Raw genomic sequence first — 25605 nt, 5'->3', positions numbered from 1 at the left:
CCGGAGGCCCCTCACTGGTGGTCGAGGAAGTAGGTGCTGAGGTTGTGCGAATGCACATGGGCACCACTGGGGACGTCCGACAGGGTGAAGCCGATCGGAACGCCGTAGCGGTACACGGGCTGCCCCTTCGGGATGTCGACCAGGGCGATCTTGTGGCCGAAGGGCACGAGGCTGGAGGCACGCAACGCGATCGAAGCGCATTCGACCCAATCGTTGGGAACGATTTCTTCGAATGCGATCGCCACGTTGTCCTCCGCCGCGAGGCGAATGGAACGCTTCATGGGCGGCGTGTCCCTCAGAGGACGCCGTGCTTGTCGTAGACGGCGCGCAGGGTGCTGCCGGCCAGGATCTCGGCGCGCACGGTGTCCTCGCTGTCCACCTTGGCCAGGGCCATGGCGATGGCTTCCTTGACCACCTTGTTCGGGATCACGACCACGCCGTCGATGTCCGCGATCACGTAGTCGCCCTTGTGCACGGTGACGCCGCCGCACTGGATCGCGACGTCCTTCGCGACCATCTTTCCGCGGCCCTTGGAATCCCACGGACCGATGCCGCCGTGGAACACCGGGAAGCCCACCTCGCGGATCTGGCGCGCATCGCGGATCAGGCCGTCGGTGACGCAGCCGGCCGCCTTGCGGGCGCGCGCGCCGGTGGTGAGCAGCTCGCCCCAGGGCACGATGTTGTCGGTGGGGCCGTCGACGCCGAACACCACCACCTCGCCCTCCTTCAGGTCGTCGAGCAGGTCCATCTCGATGTCGTAGGGGTTCTCGCCCTCGAGGTGCCCACCGACCTTCATGTAGGCCCCCGTGCGCGCCGGGCCGAACACGACGTGCTGGTCGTTCAGGGGGCGGACGAAGGTCTTCATGCCCTGGTTGCGATAGCCCAGGGTGTCGAGCACGTCGCAGACCACGGCCGAGTAGAGCTTCGTCTTCGCCAGCTCGACCTGAGCGGCATCCAGAATGACTGTCATTTGTTCCACCTATCAAATGTATGTTGCGTATGTGCGCTTTAGGTGCGCAAGTGCATCATATGTTCTTCGAATAGATCAAACTCCTAGGGTTTACACGGGGGAGTCGCGGGCTTCAGCGCGGCGATCGGCCGCGCCATGTGCGCACCTAGGGACCGGTTCCCCTCTGAAAAGCCTCCCTGGGAGGGCGTGTTATGCTTGAAGAACAATGAGTTGCAAGCGCAACACATGCGCATCGACCGAGTCAAGGCGTCCGTTCCGGCCTGCGGCGATGGCATGCTGTGGGACGCTTCAACGAACGCGGTCGCGCCGGTCGCGACCGCCCCTTCCCCAACCGTTTCATGCGAAGGCGAGCAGATGCTTGATGTTTCCGAGAGCGAGCCGTCGAAGACCGAGCACGCCACCCAGTTCCGCGAGCGCCTCAATGCGCTGCTCTTCAAGAGAAAGATGTCCAGGAACGACTTCGCCGCGCTGGCGGGTCTCAACCGGAGTTCGATCTCCCAGTTGCTGTCCGACACCACCACGCGGCTGCCGCGCATCGAGACCATCGTGCAGATCTCGCGCGCACTGGGTGTCAGCGTCGACTGGCTGCTCGGGCTGGACGACGACGCCCAGCGGCCGGCCGATGCGGCCGAGGAACCGGCGACCGGGCGCGCGAAATTCCAGGTCTCCAGCATCAAGCAGGAGCAGTTCTCGCGCTGGCGGGAGAACTACGGCGGCATGAAAGTCCGCTACCTGCCGACCACCTTCCCCGACCCGCTCAAGAGCGACGAGAACCTGGCCTGGCAGTACAAGGACCATCCGGAGATCACGGTGGCGGAGGCGCAGGAGGGCATCGCGCACCGGCGCCGCTACCTGTCGCGTCCGGGCGCGGACATGGAGGTCTGCACCAGCGTGGAGATCATCCATGCCTTCGCCAAGGGCGAGTACCTCTGGGGCGAACTGCCCGATGCGTTCAGGCAGCGCGAGCTGGACCACATGATCGAGGTCTACGAGAGCGTGTACCCCACCTTCCGCTGGTTCTGCTTCGACGCGCGCGACAACTTCTTCGCCGGCTTTCCAGTCACGATCTTCGGCCAGCGCTATGCGTCGATCAACCTGGGCCAGAAGTTCCTGCTGAGCCAGGACGAGGAGACCATCTCCGAACTCACGCGCGAGTTCGATTCGCTGGTCAAGGTGGCGGTGCTGCAGCCCCTGGAAACGCTGGCGCTGCTGAAGTCGCTGCGGCCCCGGCGGAAGTAGCGCGCGGGTCCGTCGCCGCGCGGCCGCCGGCCTGCAGCCAGTCGCAGAAGGCGAGCGCGTCGGCGTCCTGCGCCGAGCGCTCGGGCAGGATCCAGTGGAAGGTCTTCTCGCGCGTGGTCCAGGCGCTGAAGGGCATCGCCAGCAGCCCGCTGGCGACGCTGTCCGCCACCAGGTCGGGGTTGCCCAGCGCGAAGCCCATGCCCTGCACGGCCGCCTGCACCGCGAGGTGGGCGTGGTCGAAACCCAGTTCGCCCGCCGGCTTGAGCTTGCGCACGCGGGCCGCGGCCAGCCAGTCGCGCCAGGCCAGCGGCGTCGACCGGCTGTGCAGCAGGGTGCAGCGCGCCAGGTCGGCCGGCTTCGGCGACGCCGGCAGCCGGGCCAGCAGGGCCGGGCTGCAGACCGGCGTCAGCGCATCGGGCAGGAAGGCGCCGAAGCGCACGCCGCGCCACCCCGCGCGCGCCTGCAGCATGCCCAGCTCTTCCGCGGACAGGCAGCGGATCGACACGTCGAAGGCCGCGGGCGCGAAGTCGAGCACGCTCACCGTGGTGGCGAGTTGCACGTCGGTGTCGGGCACCTGGGCGCAGAAGCCGGACAGCCGCGGGATCAGCCATTGCGCCGCCAGCGTCGGCAGCGCGTTGACCGTCAGCGTGCGGCGCTGCGTGGCCCGGCCGATGCGCTGGGTCGCGTCGGCCAGCAGGTCGAAGGCGGCGCTCAGGCTGGGCAGGTAGGCCGCGCCCTCGGGCGTCAGCGCGAGCTGCCGCCCTTCGCGCGTGACGAGCAGCGCGCCCAGCCATTCCTCGAGCGCCTTGATCTGGTGGCTGACCGCACTCTGGGTGACGCTCAGCTCTTGCGCCGCGCGCGTCACGCTGCGCAGCCGCGCCGCCGCCTCGAAGGCGCGCAGCATGTTGAGCGAAGGCAGCCGCCGCGGACTGGCATGAGGTGAGCTCATGGATGACGTCATAAAAGTCGATGGTAGCCGAGCCAGTCCCTCTCTAGGATGCCCCGCATGCGGCACTTCGACCTTCTGGAAAATCTCATGCGTCTGCGAAGCCTCACGGGCCAGCCGGGCCTGCCGCTGCGCACGTCGACGACGCGGGGTCCGCGCCCCGAGGCCGATGCACCTTCCGCCCCCTCCCTTTCTCTTCCGATGCCGCCGCCCCCTGCAACACCCTCCCCCGATCGCGCCGCGACCCGACTCGCCACCCGCCTCTCCTTCCTGGTCGCGGGCTTCGGCATCGCCTGCTGGGCACCCCTGGTGCCCTTCGCCAAGCAGCGGCTGGGGGTGGACGACGGCACGCTCGGCCTGCTGCTGCTGTGCATCGGCATCGGCTCCGTCGTGGCCATGCTGCTGACCGGGCCGTTGAGCGCGCGCTTCGGCAGCAAGCCCGTCATCCTGGCCGGCGGCTTCGGGCTGGCCGTGGTGCTGCCCACGCTGACGGTGGCCGCCACGCCGCTGGCGCTGGCGCTCGCGCTGCTCGCCTTCGGCGCGGCACTGGGTTCGATCGACGTCGCGATGAACGTGCATGCCGTGGCGGTGGAGCGCGCGGCCGGCACGCCGCTGATGTCGGGCTTCCATGCGCTGTTCAGCATCGGCGGTTTCGCCGGCGCGACATCGATGACCGCGCTGCTCTCCTGGGGCGTCGATCCGCTCTGGGGCACGCTGGCCTCGGCCGCCGCCATGGCGCTGGCCATGGCCTTGGCCTGGCCGCGCCTGCTGGCGGGCGCGCCGGACAGGGTGGAAGGCTCGCTCTTGGTCAGGCCACGCGGCATCGTGCTGCTGCTCGCGCTCCTGGCGGCCGCGACCTTCCTGGCCGAAGGCGCAATGCTGGACTGGAGCGCCCTCCTACTCACGGACGCCGGCCTCGCGAACCCCAGCCAGGCGGGCGTGGGCTACATGCTGTTCGCCATCGCCATGACCGCCGGCAGGCTCGCGGGCGACAGGCTCACGGCCAGGGTGGGCGACCGGAACACCCTGTTCTGGGGCGGCCTGCTGGCCGTCATCGGCTTCGTCGTGCTGCTGGCCGCACCGATCGCGTGGGTCCGGATGGCGGGCTTCCTGCTCGTCGGGCTGGGCGCATCCAACATCGTGCCGGTGCTGTTCCGCAAGGCCGGCGCGCAGAACGCCATGCCCGCGGCCCTGGCCATCGGCGCCATCACCACCGCGGGCTACGCCGGCATCCTGGCGGGCCCGGCCGGCATCGGCTTCGTCGCCCATGCGCTCGGCCTGCCGGCGGCCTTCTGGCTGGTCGCGGCGCTGGTCTGCCTGGTGCCGCTGACGGCGCATGTCGTTGCGAGGGACCGGCGTCCATAGCCTGAATCCATGCGGGCCATTGCCCCCCATGGCTCGACATGTCCGGCTGCCATCGCCAATAATCAAAGAACTTTCTTTGATTAATATGGACAGATCATGAAGACACGTTCAAGGGCCTGGCTGGGGGCTGGCCTCGCGGTGCTGCTGCTGGGCGGCGGCTATGGGCTCGTCGCCAGGCTCAAGCCGGCGCACGCGCAGGGGGCTGGCATGCCGCCCGCCAAGGTGGCGGTGGCCATCGCACAGAGGACCGAGCTGGCGCGCATGCTCGGCGGCATCGGCACGCTCGAGGCCCGGTCCCAGGTCGAGGTGCCGGCCGAGGTGGACGGGCGGGTTGCCAGAATCCTGTTCGTGCCCGGCGGCGAGGTGCGTGCGGGTCAGTTGCTGGTCCAGCTCAACGATGCGCCCGAGCAGGGCGACCTGGAGCGCCTGAGCGCGCAGCGTGCCAATGCCCTCGCGCTGCTCGAGCGCACGCGCCGCCTGTTGCCGCAGCAGGCGGCCACGCAGGAACAGCTCGAACAGGCGCAGGCCGCCTTCGACCAGGCCGGCGGCGAGCTCAAGCGCGCGCAGGCGATGCGCGATCAGAAGCAGGTCAAGGCGCCTTTCGACGGCGTGCTCGGCATTCGCCGTGTCCACCTTGGGCAGTTCGTGCGCGCCGGCGACGCGCTGGTGTCGCTCACCGATGCGCGCACGCTGTTCGCCAACCTCACGCTGCCCGAGACCGCGCTGCCCGCGCTGCACCGCCACCAGCCGGTGGCGCTCTCGGTCGATGCCTACCCGGGCCGCGTGTTCCAGGGCCGGCTCAGCACCATCGAGCCGCAGATCGGCACCGACACCCGCACCGTGCGCCTGCAAGCCACCGTCGACAACGCCGACGGCGCGCTCAGGCCGGGCATGTTCGTCAATGGCAAGGTGGCCTTGCCGGCGCGTGCGGATGCCATCACCGTGCCCGAAACCGCCCTCACCTACAGCACGCACGGCGACGCGGTCTTCGTGGTGCGCCCCGACGACAAGGGCGGCTTCACCGCGCAGCAGGTGTTCGTGAAGGCCGGCGACCGGCAGGACGGCCGGGTCGTCATCGAGCAGGGCCTGGAGGCCGGCGAGAAGGTCGTCACCTCGGGCCAGCTGCGCCTGTACAGCGGCGCCGCGGTGGTGCCGGTCGCGAAGGACACGCTGGCCTTCGCGGAGCCGACGCCATGAGATTCACCGACCTGTTCGTGCGCCGGCCCGTCCTGGCGCTGGTGGTGAGCACGCTCATCCTGCTGCTGGGCGCCCGAGCGCTGGGCGAGCTGCCGGTGCGCCAGTACCCGCTGACCGAAAGCACCACCCTCACCATCACCACCCAGTACCCGGGCGCCTCGCCGGAACTGATGCAGGGCTTCGTCACGCAACCCATCGCGCAGGCGGTGGCGACCATCGAGAACGTCGACTACCTGTCCTCGACGTCCACTCTGGGCCGCAGCGTGGTCAGCGTGCGCATGAAGCTCAACGCCGATGCCAACCAGGCGCTGACGCAGGCCATGGCGCAGGTCAGCCAGGTCAAGTACCGGCTGCCGGCCGAGGCCTTCGACCCGGTGATCCTCAAGTCCTCGGGCGAGGCCACCGCCGTGGCCTACGTCGGCTTCTCCAGCAGGACGATGCCGATCCCGGCGCTCACCGACTACCTCTCGCGCGTGGTGCAGCCGCAGTTCGCGTCCATTCCCGGGGTGTCGAGCGTGGCCGTGTCGGGCGGCCAGACGCTGGCGATGCGCGTGTGGCTCGACCCCAACCGCCTGGCCGCGCGCGGCATCTCGGCCGGCGAGCTGGCCGACGCGCTGCGGCAAAACAACGTGCAGGCCACGCCCGGGCAGGTCAAGGGCCTGTACGTGGTGTCGAACATCCGCGTCAACACCGACCTGGTGAACGTGGCCGAGTTCCGCGACATGGTGGTCAAGCGCGACGGCGAGGCGATCGTGCGCCTGGGCGACGTGGCCACGGTGGAGCTGGGTGCGGCCAGCGTCGACAGCAGCGCGACGATGGATGGCGACAAGGCCATCTACGTGGGCCTGCACGCGGCGCCCGACGGCAACCCGCTGGTGATCGTCAAGCGCATCCGCGAGCTGCTGCCCGCGGTCAAGCAGAACCTGCCGCCCGGGGTCGAGGTGCAGCTGCCCTTCGAGCTGGCGCGCTTCATCGAGGCCTCGATCGACGAGGTGCAGAAGACGCTGCTCGAGGCGGTGGCCATCGTGGTGCTGGTGATCTTCCTGTGCCTGGGCTCGATGCGCGCGGTGCTGATCCCGGTGGTGACGATTCCCCTGTCGATGCTGGGCGCGGCCGCGCTGATGCTGCTGTTCGGCTTCAGCCTCAACCTGCTGACCCTGCTGGCGATGGTGTTGGCCATCGGGCTGGTGGTCGACGATGCCATCGTGGTGGTGGAGAACGTGCACCGTCACATGGAGGAAGGCAGCTCGCGCGTGCAGGCGGCGCTGATCGGCGCGCGCGAGGTGGCCGGCCCGGTGATCGCGATGACGCTCACGCTGGCCGCGGTGTACGCGCCCATCGGCCTGATGGGCGGGCTCACGGGTTCGCTGTTCAAGGAGTTCGCCTTCACGCTGGCCGGCGCGGTGGTGGTGTCGGGCGTGATCGCGCTCACGCTGTCGCCGGTGATGGCCTCCTTCCTGCTGCCGCAGGACACGGGCGCTGGCCGCATGGCGCGCCATGCCGAAGCCTTCTTCGACTGGCTGTCCACGGCCTACGGCCGGCTGCTCGACGTGTCGCTGCACCATCGCTGGGTGACAGGCCTGCTGGCGGCCGTGGTGCTGGTCAGCCTGCCCTTTCTCTACAACGCGGCGCAGCGCGAGCTGGCGCCCGGCGAAGACCAGGCGATGGTGATGACCGTCATCAAGTCGCCGCAGCACGCCAACATCGACTACGTCGAGAAGTTCGGCAAGAAGTGGGACGAGGTGCTGGGCGCGCTGCCCGAGAACACCGGGCGCTGGCTCGTCAACGGTTCGGACGGCGTGTCGAACAGCATCGGCGGCGTGCAGCTGTCCGACTGGAAGGACCGCCAGCGCAGCGCCGAGCAGATCCAGGCCGAGGTGCAGGCCGGCATGAACGAGGTCGAGGGCAGCAGCGTCTTCGCCTTCCAGCTGCCGTCGCTGCCGGGCTCGACCGGCGGGCTGCCGGTGCAGATGGTGATCCGCAGCGCGGGCGACCATCGCACGGTGTTCGAAGCGATGGAGGCGCTGAAGAAGGCGGCGCGCGAGAGCGGCAGGTTCGCCGTGGTCGACAGCGACCTGGAGTTCAACAACCCGGTGACCGAGGTGCGCGTGGACCGCGCCAAGGCCAACAGCATGGGCGTGACCATGAAGGCCATCGGCGACACGCTGGCGGTGCTGGTGGGCGAGAACTACGTCAACCGCTTCGGCATGGACGGCCGTTCGTACGACGTGATTCCGCAGTCGCCGCGCGACCAGCGCCTGTCGGCCGAAGCGCTGTCGCGCTACTTCGTGAAGAGCGCCAGCGGCCAGCCGGTGCCGCTGGCCAATCTGGTGCAGCTGTCGACCAGCGTCGGGCCCAATCAGCTCACGCAGTTCAACCAGCTCAACGCCGCGACCTTCCAGGCCATTCCGATGCCGGGCGTGACCATGGGCGACGCGGTCGCTTTCCTGAGCGAGGAAGCGAAGAAGCTGCCGGCCGGTTTCAGCTACGACTGGCAGTCGGACGCACGGCAGTTCTCGCAGGAGGGCTCGGCGCTGGTGATGGCCTTCGTGTTCGCGATCGTGGTGATCTACCTGGTGCTGGCGGCGCAGTACGAAAGCCTGCGCGACCCGCTGATCATCCTGATCAGCGTGCCGATGTCGATCTGCGGCGCGCTGGTGCCGCTGGCCATGGGTTTCGCCACCGTCAACATCTACACCCAGATCGGGCTGGTGACGCTGATCGGGCTGATCAGCAAGCACGGCATCCTGATGGTGGAGTTCGCCAACGAGATCCAGGCGCGCGACAACCTGGACCGCCGGCCCGCCATCGAGCAGGCCGCGCGCATCCGGCTGCGCCCGATCCTGATGACCACCGCCGCGATGGTGATGGGCCTGGTGCCGCTGCTGTTCGCCAGCGGCGCGGGTGCCGCCAGCCGCTTCAGCATCGGCCTGGTGATCGTGGTCGGCATGCTGGTGGGCACGCTGTTCACGCTGTTCGTGCTGCCCACCATGTACACGCTGCTGGCACGCGACCACCGCACGGTGGGCCGCTCGCCGCGCGCCGCCGAACTCGACGCACTGGTCCAGGGAGCATGACGATGAACGGACGTCTACTTCCTGCCGCGGCCTGGGGACTCGGCGCGCTCTTGTTGGCCGGTTGCGCCGTGGGGCCCCGGTACACCGCGCCCGCGGACGCACCGGTCACGATCTCGGCGCCCGAGCGCTCGCTGTTCGCCAGCGACGCGGTGCAGCGCGACTGGTGGCGCCAGCTCGACGATGCGGAGCTCGATGCGCTGATCGAGCGGGCCCTCGGCAACAACCACGACATCCGCATCGCGCAGGCCCGTCTGCAGGAAGCGCGCGCCACGCAGGCCGAGGCCGAGCGCGACCGCCTGCCTGCCGTCACGATGGGCGCCAGCAAGACCCGCGGCATCGCGCAGGGCAACGGCATGCCGGCCGATGCGCGCACGCTGGCGCAGAGCAGCCGCGCGGGCTTCGATGCCGCCTGGGAGATCGACCTGTTCGGCCGCCTGCAGCGACTCGACGAAGCGGCCACGGCGCGCGCGCAGGCCTCGGCGGCCGACCTCGAACAGGTGCGCATCGTGGCCGTGGCCGAACTGGCCCGCAGCTACTACGAGATGCGCGGTGCGGAGCAGCGCATCGCCGTGACCCGCCGCACGCTCGACAGCCTGCGCAACAGCCTGCGCGTGACCGAGGCGCAGGTGCAGACCGGCCGCGGCCTCGAAGGCGATCTGGCCAGCGCGCAGGCCAACCTCGCAAGCACCGAAAGCCAGTTGCCGGCGCTCGAGACCACGCGCCGCCAGGCGGCGTACCGCGTGGCCGTGCTGGCCGGCCTGCGCCCGGCCGAGCTGGAGCCCATGCTGCAGCCGCAGCAGCTGCGCGTGCTCGACAAGCGCCTGCCCATCGGCGATCTCGGCGATCTGCTGCGTCGCCGGCCCGACGTGCTGCGTGCCGAGCGTGGCCTGGCGGCCAGCACGGCCGACGTGGGCGCCGCCACGGCCGAGCTGTACCCGCGTTTCGACATCGGCGGCTTCCTGGGTTTTGTGGCGCTGCGCGGCGCCGACGTGGGCAGTTCGTCGAGCCGCGCCTTCAGCGTCAAGCCCGGCGTAAGCTGGCCCGCCTTGCGGCTGGGCTCGGTGAAGGCCCGCGTGCGCGGCGCCGAGGCCCGTGCCGAGGGCGAACGCGCGCGCTACGAACAGACCGTGCTGCGCGCCATCGAGGACGTGGAAGGCGCACTCGCCGGCTACGGCCAGAACCAGCTGCGCCTGCGGCGGCTGGCCGAGGCCTCGGAGCGCAGCGGCCGCGCCGCCGAACTGGCCGAGGTGCGCTACCGCGAAGGTGCGGCGCCCTACCTGAGCATGCTCGATGCACAGCGCACACTGCTGCGCGCGCAGGACGCCGTGGCCGAGGCCGAGACCGCTTCGTACACCAGCCTGGTCGCGCTCTACAAGGCGCTGGGCGGCGGCTGGCAAGCACCTCCGGATCGAAAGGGTGGTCCCGGCACCTGACAATGGGTGCTGTTGTCCTCCACGATGGAACTCGCCATGTCCGCCCCAGATGCCAAGCCCGCCTGGACGCCGCACCAGCCGGCCGACCGCATCCTCACCACGCTCAAGACCCGCGGCGCGCTCGGCATTCCCGACATCGCCAAGGTCCTGGGCGTCACGGTGGAAGCGGTGCGCCAGCAGATGGCCAAGCTCGAGGCCGAGGGCCTGGTCGACGCCGAGAGCCGGCCCAGCGGCCGCGGCCGGCCCACGCAGATCTGGCGGCTCACCGGTGCAGGCCACCAGCGCTTTCCCGACACCCACGCCGAGATGACGGTGCAGATGATCAGCGCCGTGATCAAGGTCTTCGGCCCGCAGGGCATGAACCAACTGATCGGCGAACGCGAGCAGGTCATGCGCGCCGACTACACGGCAGCCATGCGCGGCGCGCGCAGCCTCTCGGCGCGGCTCGAACGCCTTGCCGAGATCCGCAGCCGCGAAGGCTACATGGCCGAGTTCAGGCCCGAGGACGAGGGCTTTCTTTTCATCGAGAACCATTGCCCGATCTGCACCGCGGCACAGGCCTGCACCGGCTTCTGCCGCAGTGAACTGCAACTCTTCAAGGACGTGCTGGGCACCGATGTGAGCGTCAGCCGCGTCGAACACATCTTGGCGGGCGCGCGGCGCTGCGCCTACCGCATCGAACCGGCGGCGAAGCGCCGCGCCGCGTAGAACGCGCGCCTACAGCACGAGTTCGATCAGCCTCGGCCCGCGGGCACGCAGCGAACGACCGAAGGCGGCGTTGAAGGCCGCCATGGTGTCCGCGCGCTCGGCCTCCACGCCGAAGGCCCGGGCCATGCGAAGCCAGTCGATCTCCGGCCGCTCGAGGCTCAGCAGCTCGCTGGCGGTGCGCGATGCGGCGGCACCCACGCGGCGCATCTCGTCGAACAGGATCGCGTAGCGCCGGTTCGAGAGGATCACCGTCGTCACGTCCAGCCCTTCGCGCGCCTGCGTCCACAAGGACTGCACGGTGTAGAGCGCCGAGCCGTCGGCCTGCAGGTTCACCACCCGGCGCCCCGGGCAGGCCACGGCCGCGCCGGTGGCCATGGGCATGCCCGAGCCGATGGCGCCGCCGGTCAGCTGCAGCCAGTCGTGCGGGGCCGCTCCGCCCATGTGCGGGAAGAGATCGCGCCCGAAGCTCACGCTCTCATCGACCACGATGGCGGCTTCGGGGAGCAGTGCGGCCAGCGACCGGACGAAGGATGCCGGCGTCACCGCGCCCGTGGCGGGCAGCGCCTGCTCGGCCGACGCAGCGTGCGGCGGCGATGGCGCGCAGCCCAGCGCGGCGGCCAGGCGTGCCAGCGCATCGGGAATGTCCTCCTCGGCATGGGCCAGCACGGCGACCTCGAGTTCCGGCCGCTCGGGCCGAGACCGGCCGTCGGGGCCCGCGAACGAGAACACCGGCCGGCGCGCGCCGACCAGCAGCAGCTTGCCCACGCTCGCCATCGCCTCGATGGCCGCCGCGGGCGCATAGGGCACGCGCGCCACCGCGGGCCTGCCGCGTCCGCGTTCGATGCGGGCGATGGCGCTTTCCGCCATCAGCCGCGCGCCGGTGCGCCGCGCGATGGCGCCTGCGAACGCGAGCGCCTCGCCGTGCAGGGCCTCGCCGCCGAGCAGCAGCACGGTCTGCGCGCCGAGCGCGGTCCATTCCACGGCCTGTGCGATGGCCGATGGCGCCACCGCGGATGCAGGCGCCGCGACCTGCGGGACGGCCGGCTGCGCGCCTTCGGTCCAGCAGACATCCGAGGGCAGGATCAGGCTCGCGATGCCTTGGCCCGCGCCCATGGCCGCGGCCACCGCCGCTGCGCCGTCGCCGGCCACCGCATGCACGTCGCGCGCCACGCGGGTCCACGAAGAGACGACGCGCGCCAGGCTTTCGATGTCGGAGGCCAGCGGCGGATCGGCCGGCCGATGCGCGTGCGACAGGTCGCCGATCAGGTTGAGCACCGGCGAGCGTGCACGGCGGGCGTTGTGCAGGTTCGCGATGCCGTTGGCCAGCCCCGGCCCGCAGTGCAGCAGGGTCGCGGCCGGCTTGCGCGCCATGCGCCCGTAGCCGTCCGCGGCGCCCGTCGCCACGCCCTCGGCCAGCACCGGGATGCCGCGCATGCCGGCCACCCGGTCCATGGCCGCCACGAAGTGCATCTCGCTGGTGCCCGGGTTCGAGAAGCAGCTGTCGACCCCCGCCGCGCACAGCGTGCGCAGCAAGGCCTCGGCGCCGTTCACCGCGCCCCCTTCGGGCCGTGCAGAAGACGGCTCATTCGAGCTTGAGCCCGAGCTTGTGCACCAGCGCCTTCAGCGTGGCGGTCTCCGAACGGAGCACCTGCGCGAATTCGGCCGGCGTGCTGCCGTGGGCCGGCATGCCGCGCTCCTCGAGTTGGGCCGCGAACTCGGGCGCCGCGAGCACGGCCGCCACCTCGTCGTGCAACAGCTTGACGATGGCCGGCGAGGTCTTCGCGGGCACCAGCAGGCCCAGCCACGACCGCATGCCGATCTCCGCATAGCCTGCTTCGGCCATGGTCGGCGTGCCGGGCGACAGGCGGATGCGCTCGGGCGACAGCACCGCCAGCGCCTTCATCCGGCCAGCGCGCACCAGCGGCATCAGCACCGCAGCGTTGTCGAACATGAACTGCACCTGCCCGGCCATCATGTCGTTCCAGGCCGGCGCGCCGCCCTTGTAGGGCACGTGCGTGGCCTGGATGCCCGCGGCGGCGCAGAACTGCGCGCCGTAGATGTGGTTGGTGGTGTTGTTGCCGTAGGAGGCGTAGTTGAGCTTGCCGGGATTCGACTTCGCATAACTGACGAGCTCGCCGACCGAGGCCGCCGGGAAGTTCGCCTGGGCCACCAGCATGAACGCGCCCGATACGACCTGCGTGACCGGCTGCAGGTCTTTGAAGGGGTCGTAGGGCAACGACAGCACCGTGGCCGCCGCGATGGTCAGTTCCGACGGCGCGCCGAACAGGACCGTGTAGCCGTCCGGCTCCGAGCGCGCGACCTGCTGCGCGCCGATCCGGCCGCTGGCGCCGGCGCGGTTCTCGACGACGACGGGCTGGCCGAGGCGGCGCCCCAGCGGCTCGGCCAGCAGCCTCGCCACCACGTCGGCGCTGCCGCCGGGAGGCCAGCCGACGATGAGCCGCACCGGCCGGTCGGGCCAGCCGGATTTCTGCGCCATGGCGGCAAGGGGGGCCAGCGCAATGGCGCCCACCACGTGCCGGCGGCGAGGGGAAAAAGTCTCCATGTTCACGATTGCTCCTTTCGAGGCGCTTCTGGGGCGTCACGAAATCTAGACCCCGGCCCGTATCTCGGCAATCACCGATTCCGCACATTTGCGTTCTCGCACCGAGAACGCGAACAGCACTACGATGCCGGCGTTTCGTCACCGTCCTCCACCCCACCCAAGGCGCCCATGACACGCGAATCCTTCGTCCCGCTCAAGCATCCGCTCTCGCTGCGCTACTTCTTCGAGGTGGCCAAGGCCGGGTCCTTCCGCAAGGCCTCGGCGCAGGTGCACGTGGCCGCCTCGGCCATCAACCGGCACGTCAAGCACCTCGAGGAAGAGATGGGCTCGCCGCTGTTCGAGCGAGGCCGCGGGCGCGAGGGCCTTCGGCTCACGGCCGCGGGAGAGATCCTGCTCTACCGCCTCAAGCGGGCCATGACCGAACTCGGCGCCGCCGGCAGCGAGATCGATGCCTTGCAGGGCCTGCGGCGCGGCACCGTGAACTTCGGCGCCAACGAAGGCATCTGGCGCGAGTTGCTGCCGGGGGTGCTCACGCAGTTCCGGCGCGACCACCCGGGCATCCAGTACCACGTCGCCACCGCGCATTCGCCGCGGCTGGTCGAGATGGTGCTGGCCGACGAGATCGACTTCGCCCTGGCCTTCAATCCGCCGCCGCACGAGAGCCTGACGCTCGCGGCCCGGCTCAACGTCGGCGTCTGCGTGATGGTGCGGCGCAACCACCCGTTGGCCACGCGCCGTGCGCTGCGGCTGCGCGATTGCGCGCCGTATGAGCTGGTCATGCCCGACACGTCGCTGGCGCTGCGCGCGACGCTGGACAAGATGTTCGCGCAGGCCGGGCTCGCCCCCCAGGTCGCGCTCACCACCAACTCCTACGAGGTGATGCGTTCGGCGGCGGAGTCGGGCATCGGCATCGCCATCCTGACGCAGCAGGTGTTCGCGTCGAACACCCGGTCGTCACCCGTGGTGTACCTGCCGCTGCGCGACGGCAACATCGCGCCGCAGCTGCTCGCGTGCTGCACGCGGCGCGGCCGCACGCTGTCGGCGGCGAGCACCACCATGCTCGCGCGCATCGCCGACGTGCTCGAGTCGGGCACCGCACCGGGCTGACGTGGCCGCGCCTCGCGTTCTCGAAACGAGAACGCACAGGCGATAAATCGATGCTTGCCGATGCCGGTCACGGCTTCTAGATTTCCCTCTGCCGCGGATGTCCCGCGAACGAACGAAGGAGATCACCGTGCCAAAGGCCATCCTGCCGAGCAGACACCCCCGACACCGACGCACCGCCGTGTGCGCGAAAGCGTCGACGCGAACGACGGGGGGGAGCGCCCCATGACGCTCAACGCATTGCTGGACCCGTCCTCCGTCGCCATCGTCGGCGCCTCGCCGCGCGCCGGCGCGCTGGGACAACGCGTGCTCGACAACCTGCTGCGCGGTGGCTACGAAGGCCGCATCTACCCCATCCACCCGAGCGAATCGCAACTCGCGGGGCTGACCTGCCACGCCACGCTCGATGCCTTGCCCGAGGCCCCCGAATGCGTGGCCATCGCGCTCGGCGCGGACAAGGTGCTGCCCGTGCTCGAACAGGCGGCCGCGCGCGGCACCAAGGCCGCGGTGGTGTTCGCCAGCGGCTTCGCCGAGACCGGTGCACAGGGCGAACGGCTGCAGCGCGCGCTGGCCGATTTCTGCCACCGCAGCGGCATGAAGGTCTGCGGCCCCAACGTGCTGGGCGTGCGCAACCTGCACCGCCGCTTCGCGCTCTACAGCGCGCCGCTGGCCGTCGATGCGCCGCGCGGCGGCGTATCGATCGCCGCGCACTCCGGTTCGGCCTGCATCGCGCTCAGCGGCACCGGCCGCTTCGGGCTGAACCAGGTGGTTTCGATGGGCAACAGCGTGGGCCTCGATGTCGAGGACTACCTCGGCCACTTCGCCGACGACCCGAACACGCGCCTGGCCTGCCTGTTCCTCGAGACCGTGCGCCGGCCCGACCGGCTGGCTGCGGCCGTCGCGCGCATGCGCGCGGCCGGCAAGCCCGTCGTGGCACTCAAGGTCGGCCGCACCGCCATGGGGGCGGCAGCCTCGGCCGCGCACACGGGTTCGCTCGCGAGTTCGCACACGGCAGCCAGCGCATTCTTCCGGCAGGCCGGCATCGTGGTGGTCGACGACCTCGACGAACTGGTCGAAGCCTGCGTGCTGTTCGACACGCTGCGCAAGCCGCCCGCCAACGACGGCCTGGCCGTGATCAACATCAGCGGCGGCGAGGTGGCGCTGACCTGCGACCTCGGGCAGGAGCTGGGGCTGCAGCTGCCGCCGTTGGGCGCGGCCACCAAGACGGCCCTGACGCAGATCCTGCCCGCCTTCGCCACGCCGGCCAACCCGCTGGACGCCACGAGCGCCGCGCTGTCCGACCCGCAGGTCTACCGGCACGCCATGCGCGCGCTGCTCGACGACCCGGCGATCGGGCTGGTGGCCGTGTCGCAGGACTGCCCGGCCGGCCTGAGCGACGGCGCGGCGCACGGCTACGGCAAGCTCGCGCAATCGACCGCGGAGATCGACGGCAGCACCGCCAAGCCCGTGGTCTTCTACAGCAACGTGGCCGGCCCGCTGCACCCCGCGACCATCGCGCCGCTGCAGGGCACGCCGGTGCCGGTGCTGCAGGGCGCGCGCCCGGCGCTGGTCGCGATCCGCGCCTACCTCGAATGGCACCGCTGGACACCCGCGCCCGCGGCGCTGGCCCCCGGCGTCGACGCGCAACCCGCCTGGCATGCGCGCCTGGCCAAGGGAACACCCTTGTCGGAAAGCGAAGCCAAGCGCTTCCTTCGAGAGCACGGCGTCCGCACCACCGGAGAAACAAGCGCGGCCACCGCCGAGGCCGCCGTGCGCGCGGCAGAGGCGATCGGTTTTCCGGTGGTGCTCAAGGTGGACTCACCCGACATCGCGCACAAGAGCGACGTGGGCGGCGTGGCGCTGTCGCTGGACAGCGCGGCGGCCGTGGCACAGGCCTTCGACCGCATGCTCGACAGCGTGCGCCGGCACCGCCCCGACGCGCAGATCGACGGCGTCGTGGTGCAGGAGATGGTGCGCGGCGGCATCGAGATCATCGTCGGCTCGGCGCAGCACCGCCCCTTCGGGCCGGGCATCGTCGTCGGTGCCGGTGGCGTGCTGGTCGAGCTGATGAACGACAGCGCCTTCGCGCTCGCCCCCGTGAGCGCCGTGCAGGCCAGCCAACAGGTCGACCGCACGCGCGCCGCCAAGCTGCTGGCCGGCTACCGCGGTGCCCCGCCCGCGGACCGTGCCTCGCTGGAGGCCATGGTCGTGCGCGTGAGCGAGATCGCGCGGGCCTATGCCGACGTCATCGAAGCCATCGAACTCAACCCCGTTGCCGTGCTCCGCGAGGGGCAAGGCGCTTGCGCGCTCGACGCGCTGATCGTTCCCTGCCAACCTTGAAAGCCAGAACCATGAGCCTCCCGACCTCCGAAACCACCCACGCCTACCGCTGCATCCGGCTCGACATCGACCGCTGGGTCGCGACCCTCACGATGGCGCTCCCCGACAAGATGAACGCGCTGGGCGACGATCTGCTGCTCGAGATGCAGCATGCACTGGACGCGCTCGAACAGAACCCGGAGATCCGCGCGCTGGTCATCACCGGCGAGGGTCGCGCCTTCAGTTCAGGCTTCGACCTGAGCCCGCGCGAGAAGCCGTTCACCACGGTCCAGGACTGGCGCGAGCATGCGCGCATGGGCAACGACACCTTCCTGCGCATCTGGCGCTCGCGGCTGCCGGTGATCGCGGCGGTCAACGGCTTCTGCCTGGGCGGCGGCTGCGAACTGTCGATGGCCTGCGACATCACGCTCGCGGCCGACGATGCGCAGTTCGGCGAACCCGAGATCCAGTTCCAGTCGGCCCCGCCGCTGATGATCATGCCGTGGATCGTGGGCATGAAGAAGACCAAGGAGCTGATGCTCACGGGCGACCGCATCGGCGCGCACGAGGCGCGCGAGGCCGGCCTGGCGACGCGCGTGGTGCCCGCGGCCACGCTGCTGGAAGAGGCGCAGAAGCTGGCGCTGCGGTTCTCGATGATCGCGCCCGATGCAATGCAGATGAACAAGCAGACGCTCAACCGCAGCTACGAGATGCGCGGCTTCCAGTCGACCATCGACTACGGCGCGGAGATGTTCGCGCTGATCCACCTGCTCGACTCGGAAGAGAAGCGCGAGTTCTTCGGCATCGCGCAGGAGCGCGGGCTCAAGGCCGCGTTCAAGTGGCGCGACGAGAAGTTCGCCGTGGCCTGAGTGGACTGGGCGTCGCGCCGGAAGCCTCCCGGCCGGCGCGCCATCGGCACGCAGTCCTCAGGCCGGCTCGATCGGCTCGATCGGCTTGAGCCACTCGCTCGCCGCCAGCGTGGGCAGCATCGCGCGCAGGCGCTCGTCGTGCGCGAGCTCGGCGGCCAGGGCCTCCAGCTCCAGGGGGTCGACGCTTCGCCAGTGCCGCTGCAGCCGGTGCGCGCAGGTCGCGACCCATTCGGTTTCAGGTATGGAATGCATGGCGTGAGTCTAGCGAAAAGCTGTATATTCATACAGTTAATTTCACAATTCATTGCCACTGCATGACCGATCGTCCCCACCTCACCCTGCTGCGGATGCCGTCCTGGCTCGGACCGACCGTGACCGAAGAGATCCGGCTCGACCTGGCGCCGGAATGCTACCTGGTGAGCACCCAGGGCGAGCGGGTGCGCATCGTGGAGCGCGACAGCGGCCAGCTCGTCTACGCCGGCATCGGGCCGGTGGAGATCGTGGCGGCCGACGCCGCGCGCCGATTCCAACCCAAGGACTCCTCATGATCGAAACCACCATCCGGCTCCGGGAATTTCCGGGCCTCCCGCCCGAGGGCATCGCCACCGCCGAGAAACGCTTCCGGGTCGCGCTGGAGAAGGCCCTGGGCGAGGACCTGGGCCTGGTGCTGAAGGCCTACATGAACGCCTCGGAATCGGGCGCCGACGAGCTGTCGGCGGACGAGCTGGCCCTGGCCAGCGCCTGGCCCAAGGCCTACGAGAAGGCCAGGATGGCCGGCTTCCGGGACCTGGGCGGCGCCGACGAGGCCTACTTCGAGGTCCGTCCGGGCTGAGCCCCAGCCTCCTGATTTCCGGGCGGCCCGCGGGAGCCGCCCAGGGAAGCCCCCCGCCATCGGCCTGCCTCTCCTCCAGGCAGCGCCCCATCCCCGCTCTTGCGGCAGCCCCTGGCCAACGGTCAGGGCGCAGCCCCGCCGTTCCCCGACGCCCGGTCGGCGCCCCCTCCCCTGATTCCCCACACCCCCGCCGCATCGCCCGATGCGCGGCGGCGCACGCCATCGCATTTGCAGAATGCCAAATAGTTCCATACCATCAACACCAATAATCGTACTCATCGAGTAAATTACTGAAATTGTCACCGTCACAATCAGCAATTTCATTCGGCCTTTATGCGAGACTCTCGCCCAGAGTCATCCATACCACCAACCCCACACATGCCTTCTTTCACCCAGTCCGCGGCAGTGATCGAACCGCCGTCCGCGTTGCCGACCATGGCCTCGGAGGACGCACGCTTCTTCGACTTTCCCGGCGCCCGCGCGCCCGACCGGCAACGCCGTGTCGACGCCCATGGCGTGAGCCTGGCCTGCTATGAATGGGGGGCGCCCGATGCGCCACCGGTGCTGCTGGTGCATGGCGCGCTCGACTTCGCGCGCACCTTCGACGTGTTCGCGCCGCTGATCGCCGACGCGGGCTTTCGCGTGGTGGCCTACGACCAGCGCGGCCATGGCGACTCCTCGCATGCGGCGCTCTACGGCTGGGTCGCCGACGAGCGCGACCTGCTGACGGTGGCCGATTCGATCACCCGCCAGCCGATGCCGGTGATCGGCCACAGCAAGGGCGGCTCGCTGCTGATCCATGCCATCGAGGCCTTGCCGCACCGCTTCACGCGCTTCGCCTGCATCGACGGCATGCCCTTTCGCAGCCCGCACCCCGACACCGCGATGCACGAACGGCGCTACATGTCGCCCGAGATCATCAGCAGCTGGCTGGCCCATCGTCACACGGCCGGCTCGGCCGCGCGCAAGCCCTCGCCGCTGCAGGAGATCGCGCGCCGGCGCGCGCGCATGAACCCGCGGCTGAGCCACGAGTGGCTGTGCTACCTGGTCACGCAGGGCGCGCAGCACGACGCCGACGGCTGGCGCTGGAAGCTCGACCCCGCCATCCGCCCCGGCGGCTTCGGCGCCATGCGCTCGCGCTGGATGACCGACCGGCTGCCGGGCTTCCCGGTGCCGCTGCTGGCGCTCTTCAGCACGGTCGACGAACCCATGGGCTGGGACTGCCACCTCGAGGACCTCGCGCCCTACCTGCCCGCCTCGGCGCGCGGCATCGCGATGCCCGACACCGGGCACTTCATCCACATCGAGCGCCCGCGCGAAACCGCCGAGCTCGTCACCGACTTCCTGCTTCGCCCATGACCGAGTTCCTCGCGCACGGACGCATCCGCCTGGCCCTGCACCCGCTGCGCCCCGCCACGCAGCCCGGCGCCCATCCCCTGCTGCTGCTGCACGGCCTGGGCGAGTCCCACGCCGCCCACCCCGCCGCCGCCCACGAGGGATGGCCCGGCGCCGTCCACGCCCTCGACTTCACCGGCCACGGCCTGTCGTCCATCCCCGCCGGCGGCGGCTACAGCTGCGAGGTCCTCATGGGCGACGTCGACATCGCCCTCGCCCACCTCGGCCCCGCCACCGTCTGCGGCCGCGGCCTCGGCGCCTACATCGCCCTGCTCATCGCCGGCGCCCGACCCGCGCTCGTGCGCGGGGCCATCCTGCTCGACGGCCCCGGCATGGCCGGCACCTGCAGCGCCTCCACCCCCTACATCCCGCTGGTCGACACCGCCCAGCCCGCTCCGCCCGACCCCTTCGCCATCGCCGAGCTCGCCACCGATGCGCGGCCGCCCGAGTACGCCGCGCACTTCGCGCACCTGGCCTCGCAGGGTTCGCACCTGCCGCACCCGATCACCGTCTGCACGCGCGAGCAGCCGCCCTGGCTGCGGGCCGTGATCGACCTGCTGGGCTGCCAGCCCATCGCCCCCCAGGGCGCCTGGCGCGCGTACGCGGCCGCGCCGCGCCATCCCTCGCATGCCTGAGGCCTGCCATCGCTGCGCATCCCCGTCTCCACGCGCCCCTCAGCGTCACCCCTAGAATGCCGCCTCACCGTCGCCATCCCCGCCGGTACCCGATCGCCACCCCCTTCACTCGCGACCATGCATTCACCATCCGCTGAAGCCGGCGACCGCATGACGGGACGCTACAAACAAAAGCGCGAGGCCATCCTCGATGCCGCGGCCAAGCTGTTCGACGAGAACGGCCTCAAGGGCACGACGCTCGCGGAAGTGGCGACACAGGTGGGGCTGAGCACCAACAGCATCACCTACTACTTCAAGAAGAAGGAAGACCTGGTCTTCGAGTGCCTGATGCACACGACCAGCACCATCTCGACGATCGCCAGCCAGTGCGCCACGGCCGCCACGCCCGAAGAGCGCGTGACCCGGTTCGTGATGGAGCGCTGGAAAAGGGTCGCCGCCGCCACCGAGGGCCGCTATCCGGCCATGATGTCCTTCCGCGACGTGGGTGAGCTCGACGCCTCGTACACCAAGATCATCTTCTCGGGCTACAGCGACATGTTCCGGCGCGTGCGCAGCCTGCTGGCCACCGGCCCGGTCACCTCCGAGAACCGGATGTCGCTGAACGCGCGCACGCACCTGCTGCTGACCTCCACGCTGTGGACCCGCACCTGGCTGCCCAACTTCAGCGTCTCTTCCTACGAACGCGTGGCTGCCTACATGTGCGACGTGCTGATCAACGGCCTGGTCGCGCCGGGCACGGTGTGGGCGCCGACCGAGCTGGACCAGCGCGTGTCCTCGATCAGCCTGCCCGAGCCCTCGAACCCGGGCTTCCTCGCGGCGGCGATCGGCCTGGTCAACGAGGTGGGCTACAACGGCGCGTCGATCGACCGGATCTCCGCGCGCATGAGCGTGACCAAGGGCTCCTTCTATCACCACATCCCGAGCAAGGACGACCTGTTCGCCGAATGCGTGAGCCGCACGCTGGCGGTGGTCGAGGGCATGCAGGCCGCCGCGCTGAGCGGCGAAGGCACGGGCGGTGACAAGCTGGCCGCGCTGGCGCGCTCGCTGGTCAGCCACCATTTCTCGCCGCGCGGGCCCTTGCTGCGCATCACCGCCTGGACCGAGCTGTCGAACCTCAGCCAGTTCTACGACCAGGTGCAGCCGCTGCGCCAGCTCACGCAGACGGTCATGGACTTCCTGGCCACCGGCATGATGGACGGCTCGCTGCGTCCCACGCACCAGGCCATCGCGGCCTGGATGGTGGTCGGGATGATCAACGGCGCCATGACGCTGGACCGATGGGTGCCCGGCTCCCAGAAGAGCGAAGCGCTCACGCTCTACCTGAAGCCGCTCTTCTACGGCATCTGCAACGAATGAGCCGCGCGCCCGGGCGGGCCTGACGCCGGCTCGGAAGACCGCCGGCAGACCTGGATCGGAATGCCGGCGGAGGAGCGGTCCTAGAACCGGTGCGTGATGCCCAGCGTCACCGCCGAGGTGCCGCCATTGGCCGCGGTCGTGCCGGTGTAGCCGTTGGCCAGCCGTTGCGGACTCGCCGGGTTCTTCTTGTGCAGCTTCGCGTAGCCGACGGTGAACTTGGTGCGCTTCGACAGGAAGTAGTCGTAGGTCGCACCGATCACCGACGCATCGTTGTTGACCGGCATCTTGTCGTTCTTGCGCACGTAGGAGACGGTCACCGCCGACACCCCGATCGGGATGTAGACCCCGAGCAGCAGGTCGTTGTTGTCCTTGGTCCTGATGCCGCCCACGGCGTTGCGCGCCGAGTTCTCCGAGTACGCGATGTAGGCCCGCGCGACGTCGAAGTCGTAGTTGGCCGCCACGATGGTGCTGCGCGAGTCCACGTCCTGCGTCACCGAGGTGTAGGCGTTGGTCGCCTGGTGCGACAGCTCGACCACCAGCGGCCCCTCGCCGTAGCCCACGTTCCAGCCGGTCGCGTTGTTGCGCGAACTGCCCTCGGTCGACTCCCCGAAGTAATGCGCCACCGCGCCGTAGAAGCCGCTGCGCGCATAGGTCCAGGGATCGAAGCCCGGCGTGTTGTAGATCACGCCGTTGTTCAAGCGCACGCCATGGCTTTCCATCAGGTTCGTGCTGGTCAGCACCGAGTAGGTGCCGCTGGGGTCGGCCACCAGCGCCAGCGTGGCGAAGGCCGGCGTGTAGACCCGGCCCGCGCGCACCGTGCCCCAGTCACCCTGCAGCCCGACGAAGGCCTGCTTGTCGAACAGGCCCGTCGCACTGGCCATCGTGCCCGTGTCGGCATTGAAGCCGTTCTCGAGCTTGAAGATCGCCGCCAGCCCGCCGCCCAGGTCCTCCCGGCCGCTGAACATGAAGGACGAGGGGCCGGTCAGCGCGGTGCGCACCACGCCATCCCCTCCGCTGTTGAGACCCAACCCACCGTAGACGGAGCCAGAGAACCTGATCGACGACTGCGCATGCGCAGAGCCGGCCGAGGCCGCCAACACCATCCAAGTCACCACCATTTTCTTCATCACGAAATTCCTTGACTGAAATCGATGCGAACAAATGGACAAAGGCCAGCCCCGGAAAGCCCAGCAAGCGCTTCCGCACTCGCGGTCTTCCCGGGCGCTGGCCCAGCCGCGTGACAACGAGAAAAAAATCAGTGCGCCGCGAACTCGGGCTGACTGATGAAGCGACTCCGGTGGAAGTCGGTGTTGCCCAGCGTCATCTCAATGGCGGTCAGCCGCTTGAAGTAATGTGAGATGGACATCTCGTTGGTCATGCCCATTCCGCCGTGCATCTGAACGGCCTGTTGGCCGACGAATTTCAGGGCCTTGCCCACACGCACCTTGGCCGCCGAGACCAGCTTGCGCCGCTCGGCCGCCGAGGCGGTCTGGACCTTGACCGCGGCCAGGATCGTGATCGACCGGGCCTGCTCCTGATGGATGTACATGTCGGCCATGCGGTGCTGCAGCACCTGGAAGGTGCCGATCGGCACGCCGAACTGCTTGCGCGTCTTGAGGTAGTCGAGCGTGAGCGCGTTGGCCGCCTCGATCGCGCCGACCGCCTCGGCACACAGCAGCGCCACGCCGAAGTCGGTCACGGCCTCGAGGATCTCCCAGCCCTGCCCGACCGGGCCGATGGCATCCGACGCGGCGACGCGCACCTTCTCGAAGCGCAGGTCGGCGCCACGCTGGCCGTCGAAGGTCCGGTAGTCGGTGACCGTCAGGCCCGGCGCATTGCGCGGCACGTACAGCAGCGTGATGCCCGCTTGGTCGCGCTGCTCGCCGCCGGTGCGCACCGAGACCACGAAGCCCTCGGCCTGGCCGCCGTGCACCACCGCGCACTTGGCGCCGTCGAGCACGAAGCCCTCGCCGTCCTGGCGCGCGAGGGTGCCGATGTTGGACAGCTCGTGGTCGGCGCCGTTCTCGCTGAGCGCGCAGGCCAGCTTGACGTCGCCCGTGGCCACGCGCTCCAGCAGCGCCGGGTGGGCGCCGCCGAGCTTGAGGAACTCGGCCGCGAGCACGGTCGCGAAATAGGGCTCGACCACCAGGCCGCGGCCGATCTCCTTCATCACGATCATCAGGTCCTCGGAGCTCCCTCCCATGCCGCCCGCGTCCTCGGGCACCGCGAGCGCGAGCGCACCGAGTTCGGCCAGCGCGGCGTAGGCCGAGGCGGAGGTGCCGGTCTCGGAATGGATGATCTTCTGGCGGGCCTCGAAGGCGTAGTCTTTTTCGATCCAGCGGCGCAGCGAGTCGGAAAACTGCTGCTGTTCTTCGGAAAGGCGGAAGTCCATGGTCGTCTCCTTAAAGGCCCAGAATCATTTTGGAAATCACGTTGCGCTGGACCTCGTTGGAGCCACCGAAGATCGTGATCTTTCGCAGGTTGAAGTAGTGCGCGGCCAGCGGCGCGATGTCGTCCTGGCCGGTGACGGCATGCGCGCGCTTGCCGTCGAGGTACTCGGGGTCGAAGGCCAGCCCGCCCGGGCCGGCGGCCTCGAGCTGCATCTCGCTGATCGCCTGCGAGATCTCGGTGCCCTTGACCTTGAGCAGCGAGGCCTCGGGGCCGATCTTGCTGCTCGCGCCGTCGGCCACCAGGCCCAGCGCGGTCATCTCCAGCGCCATCAGTTCGATCTCGACGTCGGCGATGCGGGCGGCGAAATGCGGGTCCTGCAGCAGCGGCTTTCCGTTGCGCTGCGCCTGGGTGGCGCGGCGCTTGAGCACCTTGAGCTCGCGCTTGGAATTGCCGATGGCGGCGATGCCGGTGCGTTCGTGGCCCAGCAGGTACTTGGCGTAGGTCCAGCCCTTGTTCTCCTCGCCGATCAGGTTGGCCACCGGCACCTTCACGTTGTCGAAGAAGACCTCGTTGACCTCGTGCGCCTCGTCCAGCGTGATGATCGGGCGCACCGTGATGCCCGGCGTCTTCATGTCGATCAGCAGGAAGGAGATGCCCGACTGCTTGGTGCCTTCGGTGCTGGTGCGCACCAGGCAGAAGATCATGTCGGCGTGCTGGCCCAGGGTGGTCCAGGTCTTCTGGCCGTCGACGATGTAGTGGTCGCCCTGGCGTACCGCGCGGGTCTTGAGCGAGGCCAGGTCCGAGCCCGCGCCCGGCTCCGAGTAGCCCTGGCACCACCAGTCCTCGGCGTTGTAGATGCGCGGCAGGTAGTGCTGCTTCTGCTCCTCGCTGGCGAAGCCCAGCAGCACCGGCGCCAGCAGGTTCAGGCCGAAGGACAGGGTGGGCGGCGCATAGGCCAGCGCGTACTCCTCGGCCCAGATGTGGCGCTGCATCGCGCTCCAGCCGGTGCCGCCGTACTGCACCGGCCAGCCCGGCGCGATCCAGCCCTTCTTGGCCAGGATCTTGTGCCAGCGCACCGCGTCCTCGCGCTGCAGGTGGCGGCGCGCGCGCACCTTGTCGCTGAGCTCCTTGGGCACGTTCTCGCGAAAGAAGGTCTGCACTTCTTCGCGAAAACGAAGGTCTTCCTCTTTGTACTCCAGATCCATG

Annotated in this window: 23 protein-coding genes; 14 read left to right on the top strand and 9 right to left on the bottom strand. The window is 69.8% G+C overall.

Annotated features, from left to right (window positions below; all coding sequences use genetic code 11):
• Nucleotides 1–11 precede the first annotated feature (11 nt).
• Nucleotides 12–281 carry a UxaA family hydrolase gene (locus QTI20_RS06685; RefSeq protein ID WP_286549065.1) on the bottom strand — a complete coding sequence of 90 codons (270 nt, stop codon included), beginning with the start codon at nucleotides 279–281 and terminating at the stop codon, nucleotides 12–14.
• A gap of 14 nt (nucleotides 282–295) precedes the next feature.
• Nucleotides 296–970 carry an RraA family protein gene (locus QTI20_RS06680; protein ID WP_286549066.1) on the bottom strand — a complete coding sequence of 225 codons (675 nt, stop codon included), beginning with the start codon at nucleotides 968–970 and terminating at the stop codon, nucleotides 296–298.
• A gap of 354 nt (nucleotides 971–1324) precedes the next feature.
• Here QTI20_RS06680 and QTI20_RS06675 point away from each other — a divergent pair, with 354 nt between their 5' ends.
• Nucleotides 1325–2209 carry a helix-turn-helix domain-containing protein gene (locus QTI20_RS06675; RefSeq protein ID WP_286549068.1) on the top strand — a complete coding sequence of 295 codons (885 nt, stop codon included), beginning with the start codon at nucleotides 1325–1327 and terminating at the stop codon, nucleotides 2207–2209.
• Here the strand turns inward: QTI20_RS06675 and gcvA are convergent.
• A complete protein-coding gene (gene gcvA, locus QTI20_RS06670; RefSeq protein ID WP_286549070.1) occupies nucleotides 2139–3158 on the bottom strand; it encodes a transcriptional regulator GcvA in 1020 nt (339 codons plus the stop codon). The two genes, QTI20_RS06675 and gcvA, sit on opposite strands and share 71 nt — an antisense overlap.
• 198 nt (nucleotides 3159–3356) lie before the next feature.
• Here gcvA and QTI20_RS06665 point away from each other — a divergent pair, with 198 nt between their 5' ends.
• The 5 genes from QTI20_RS06665 (at nucleotide 3357) to QTI20_RS06645 (ending at nucleotide 10935) form a co-directional block, all read left to right on the top strand.
• Complete coding sequence (locus QTI20_RS06665) at nucleotides 3357–4520, top strand: MFS transporter (RefSeq protein WP_286550980.1); 1164 nt, start codon at nucleotides 3357–3359, stop codon at nucleotides 4518–4520.
• Between the two features lie 96 nt (nucleotides 4521–4616).
• Nucleotides 4617–5717, top strand: a complete 1101-nt coding sequence (locus tag QTI20_RS06660) for an efflux RND transporter periplasmic adaptor subunit (protein WP_286549072.1) — start codon at nucleotides 4617–4619, stop codon at nucleotides 5715–5717.
• Nucleotides 5714–8794: a MexW/MexI family multidrug efflux RND transporter permease subunit gene (locus QTI20_RS06655; RefSeq protein WP_286549074.1), complete on the top strand. Its 3081-nt coding sequence runs from the start codon at nucleotides 5714–5716 to the stop codon at nucleotides 8792–8794. Before QTI20_RS06660 ends, QTI20_RS06655 begins: the two co-directional genes overlap by 4 nt.
• A 2-nt stretch (nucleotides 8795–8796) precedes the next feature.
• Nucleotides 8797–10227 carry an efflux transporter outer membrane subunit gene (locus tag QTI20_RS06650; protein ID WP_503011358.1) on the top strand — a complete coding sequence of 477 codons (1431 nt, stop codon included), beginning with the start codon at nucleotides 8797–8799 and terminating at the stop codon, nucleotides 10225–10227.
• A gap of 36 nt (nucleotides 10228–10263) precedes the next feature.
• On the top strand, nucleotides 10264–10935 hold the full coding sequence (locus QTI20_RS06645) for a helix-turn-helix transcriptional regulator (RefSeq protein WP_286549078.1): 672 nt from the start codon (nucleotides 10264–10266) through the stop codon (nucleotides 10933–10935).
• Nucleotides 10936–10944: 9 nt separating this feature from the next.
• On the opposite strand, the gene QTI20_RS06640 is transcribed toward QTI20_RS06645, so the two are convergent.
• Both QTI20_RS06640 and QTI20_RS06635 read right to left on the bottom strand, forming a co-directional pair.
• A complete protein-coding gene (locus QTI20_RS06640) occupies nucleotides 10945–12486 on the bottom strand; it encodes an acetolactate synthase large subunit (RefSeq protein ID WP_286549080.1) in 1542 nt (513 codons plus the stop codon).
• A 31-nt stretch (nucleotides 12487–12517) separates the two neighbouring features.
• Nucleotides 12518–13498, bottom strand: coding sequence for a Bug family tripartite tricarboxylate transporter substrate binding protein (locus QTI20_RS06635; protein WP_286550981.1), 981 nt, complete (start codon nucleotides 13496–13498; stop codon nucleotides 12518–12520).
• A gap of 168 nt (nucleotides 13499–13666) precedes the next feature.
• Between QTI20_RS06635 and QTI20_RS06630 the strand changes: the two genes are divergently transcribed.
• The 3 genes from QTI20_RS06630 to QTI20_RS06620 all read left to right on the top strand — a co-directional run bounded on the left by QTI20_RS06630 (nucleotide 13667) and on the right by QTI20_RS06620 (nucleotide 17790).
• A complete protein-coding gene (locus tag QTI20_RS06630) occupies nucleotides 13667–14605 on the top strand; it encodes a LysR family transcriptional regulator (RefSeq protein ID WP_286549083.1) in 939 nt (312 codons plus the stop codon).
• Between the two features lie 222 nt (nucleotides 14606–14827).
• Entirely contained in the window at nucleotides 14828–16942 is a 2115-nt protein-coding gene (locus QTI20_RS06625) for an acetate--CoA ligase family protein (protein WP_286549086.1), read from the top strand.
• An 11-nt stretch (nucleotides 16943–16953) separates the two neighbouring features.
• A complete protein-coding gene (locus tag QTI20_RS06620) occupies nucleotides 16954–17790 on the top strand; it encodes an enoyl-CoA hydratase/isomerase family protein (RefSeq protein WP_286549088.1) in 837 nt (278 codons plus the stop codon).
• 57 nt (nucleotides 17791–17847) lie between these two features.
• On the opposite strand, the gene QTI20_RS06615 is transcribed toward QTI20_RS06620, so the two are convergent.
• Entirely contained in the window at nucleotides 17848–18042 is a 195-nt protein-coding gene (locus QTI20_RS06615) for a hypothetical protein (protein ID WP_286549089.1), read from the bottom strand.
• A gap of 62 nt (nucleotides 18043–18104) precedes the next feature.
• On the opposite strand from QTI20_RS06615, the gene QTI20_RS06610 reads away from it, so the two are divergent.
• From QTI20_RS06610 to QTI20_RS06590, 5 genes are all read left to right on the top strand, one after another.
• On the top strand, nucleotides 18105–18338 hold the full coding sequence (locus QTI20_RS06610; RefSeq protein WP_286549093.1) for a hypothetical protein: 234 nt from the start codon (nucleotides 18105–18107) through the stop codon (nucleotides 18336–18338).
• On the top strand, nucleotides 18335–18622 hold the full coding sequence (locus tag QTI20_RS06605) for a hypothetical protein (protein ID WP_286549095.1): 288 nt from the start codon (nucleotides 18335–18337) through the stop codon (nucleotides 18620–18622). Before QTI20_RS06610 ends, QTI20_RS06605 begins: the two co-directional genes overlap by 4 nt.
• A 378-nt stretch (nucleotides 18623–19000) precedes the next feature.
• Nucleotides 19001–19981, top strand: coding sequence for an alpha/beta fold hydrolase (locus QTI20_RS06600; protein ID WP_286549097.1), 981 nt, complete (start codon nucleotides 19001–19003; stop codon nucleotides 19979–19981).
• Nucleotides 19978–20652 carry an alpha/beta fold hydrolase gene (locus tag QTI20_RS06595; RefSeq protein ID WP_286549100.1) on the top strand — a complete coding sequence of 225 codons (675 nt, stop codon included), beginning with the start codon at nucleotides 19978–19980 and terminating at the stop codon, nucleotides 20650–20652. Before QTI20_RS06600 ends, QTI20_RS06595 begins: the two co-directional genes overlap by 4 nt.
• A 117-nt stretch (nucleotides 20653–20769) precedes the next feature.
• Nucleotides 20770–22008, top strand: a complete 1239-nt coding sequence (locus tag QTI20_RS06590; RefSeq protein ID WP_183025729.1) for a TetR/AcrR family transcriptional regulator — start codon at nucleotides 20770–20772, stop codon at nucleotides 22006–22008.
• 80 nt (nucleotides 22009–22088) lie between these two features.
• Here the strand turns inward: QTI20_RS06590 and QTI20_RS06585 are convergent, their stop codons facing one another.
• The 3 genes from QTI20_RS06585 to QTI20_RS06575 all read right to left on the bottom strand — a co-directional run bounded on the left by QTI20_RS06585 (nucleotide 22089) and on the right by QTI20_RS06575 (nucleotide 25604).
• Complete coding sequence (locus QTI20_RS06585; RefSeq protein ID WP_286549102.1) at nucleotides 22089–23135, bottom strand: porin; 1047 nt, start codon at nucleotides 23133–23135, stop codon at nucleotides 22089–22091.
• Nucleotides 23136–23263: 128 nt separating this feature from the next.
• Complete coding sequence (locus tag QTI20_RS06580; RefSeq protein WP_286549104.1) at nucleotides 23264–24400, bottom strand: acyl-CoA dehydrogenase family protein; 1137 nt, start codon at nucleotides 24398–24400, stop codon at nucleotides 23264–23266.
• 10 nt (nucleotides 24401–24410) lie between these two features.
• A complete protein-coding gene (locus tag QTI20_RS06575; protein ID WP_286549105.1) occupies nucleotides 24411–25604 on the bottom strand; it encodes an acyl-CoA dehydrogenase family protein in 1194 nt (397 codons plus the stop codon).
• Nucleotide 25605: the final 1 nt, after the last annotated feature.

It is taken from the genome of Variovorax sp. J2P1-31 (assembly GCF_030317215.1).
Lineage (GTDB): Bacteria > Pseudomonadota > Gammaproteobacteria > Burkholderiales > Burkholderiaceae_C > Variovorax.
This window is presented reverse-complemented; position numbering and strand designations above follow the sequence as displayed.

What these genes read in the sequence shown, in the direction of transcription:
- QTI20_RS06605 (WP_286549095.1), top strand. Translation starts at nt 18,335, where the DNA reads ATGATCGAAACCACCATCCGGCTCCGGGAATTTCCGGGCCTCCCGCCC.
- QTI20_RS06650 (WP_503011358.1), top strand. Translation starts at nt 8,797, where the DNA reads ATGAACGGACGTCTACTTCCTGCCGCGGCCTGGGGACTCGGCGCGCTC.
- QTI20_RS06625 (WP_286549086.1), top strand. Translation starts at nt 14,828, where the DNA reads ATGACGCTCAACGCATTGCTGGACCCGTCCTCCGTCGCCATCGTCGGC.
- QTI20_RS06585 (WP_286549102.1), bottom strand. Translation starts at nt 23,135, where the DNA reads ATGAAGAAAATGGTGGTGACTTGGATGGTGTTGGCGGCCTCGGCCGGC.
- QTI20_RS06680 (WP_286549066.1), bottom strand. Translation starts at nt 970, where the DNA reads ATGACAGTCATTCTGGATGCCGCTCAGGTCGAGCTGGCGAAGACGAAG.
- QTI20_RS06655 (WP_286549074.1), top strand. Translation starts at nt 5,714, where the DNA reads ATGAGATTCACCGACCTGTTCGTGCGCCGGCCCGTCCTGGCGCTGGTG.
- QTI20_RS06595 (WP_286549100.1), top strand. Translation starts at nt 19,978, where the DNA reads ATGACCGAGTTCCTCGCGCACGGACGCATCCGCCTGGCCCTGCACCCG.
- QTI20_RS06590 (WP_183025729.1), top strand. Translation starts at nt 20,770, where the DNA reads ATGCATTCACCATCCGCTGAAGCCGGCGACCGCATGACGGGACGCTAC.
- QTI20_RS06630 (WP_286549083.1), top strand. Translation starts at nt 13,667, where the DNA reads ATGACACGCGAATCCTTCGTCCCGCTCAAGCATCCGCTCTCGCTGCGC.
- QTI20_RS06615 (WP_286549089.1), bottom strand. Translation starts at nt 18,042, where the DNA reads ATGCATTCCATACCTGAAACCGAATGGGTCGCGACCTGCGCGCACCGG.
- QTI20_RS06610 (WP_286549093.1), top strand. Translation starts at nt 18,105, where the DNA reads ATGACCGATCGTCCCCACCTCACCCTGCTGCGGATGCCGTCCTGGCTC.
- QTI20_RS06660 (WP_286549072.1), top strand. Translation starts at nt 4,617, where the DNA reads ATGAAGACACGTTCAAGGGCCTGGCTGGGGGCTGGCCTCGCGGTGCTG.
- QTI20_RS06665 (WP_286550980.1), top strand. Translation starts at nt 3,357, where the DNA reads ATGCCGCCGCCCCCTGCAACACCCTCCCCCGATCGCGCCGCGACCCGA.
- QTI20_RS06575 (WP_286549105.1), bottom strand. Translation starts at nt 25,604, where the DNA reads ATGGATCTGGAGTACAAAGAGGAAGACCTTCGTTTTCGCGAAGAAGTG.
- gcvA (WP_286549070.1), bottom strand. Translation starts at nt 3,158, where the DNA reads ATGAGCTCACCTCATGCCAGTCCGCGGCGGCTGCCTTCGCTCAACATG.
- QTI20_RS06580 (WP_286549104.1), bottom strand. Translation starts at nt 24,400, where the DNA reads ATGGACTTCCGCCTTTCCGAAGAACAGCAGCAGTTTTCCGACTCGCTG.
- QTI20_RS06685 (WP_286549065.1), bottom strand. Translation starts at nt 281, where the DNA reads ATGAAGCGTTCCATTCGCCTCGCGGCGGAGGACAACGTGGCGATCGCA.
- QTI20_RS06635 (WP_286550981.1), bottom strand. Translation starts at nt 13,498, where the DNA reads ATGGAGACTTTTTCCCCTCGCCGCCGGCACGTGGTGGGCGCCATTGCG.
- QTI20_RS06620 (WP_286549088.1), top strand. Translation starts at nt 16,954, where the DNA reads ATGAGCCTCCCGACCTCCGAAACCACCCACGCCTACCGCTGCATCCGG.
- QTI20_RS06600 (WP_286549097.1), top strand. Translation starts at nt 19,001, where the DNA reads ATGCCTTCTTTCACCCAGTCCGCGGCAGTGATCGAACCGCCGTCCGCG.
- QTI20_RS06675 (WP_286549068.1), top strand. Translation starts at nt 1,325, where the DNA reads ATGCTTGATGTTTCCGAGAGCGAGCCGTCGAAGACCGAGCACGCCACC.
- QTI20_RS06645 (WP_286549078.1), top strand. Translation starts at nt 10,264, where the DNA reads ATGTCCGCCCCAGATGCCAAGCCCGCCTGGACGCCGCACCAGCCGGCC.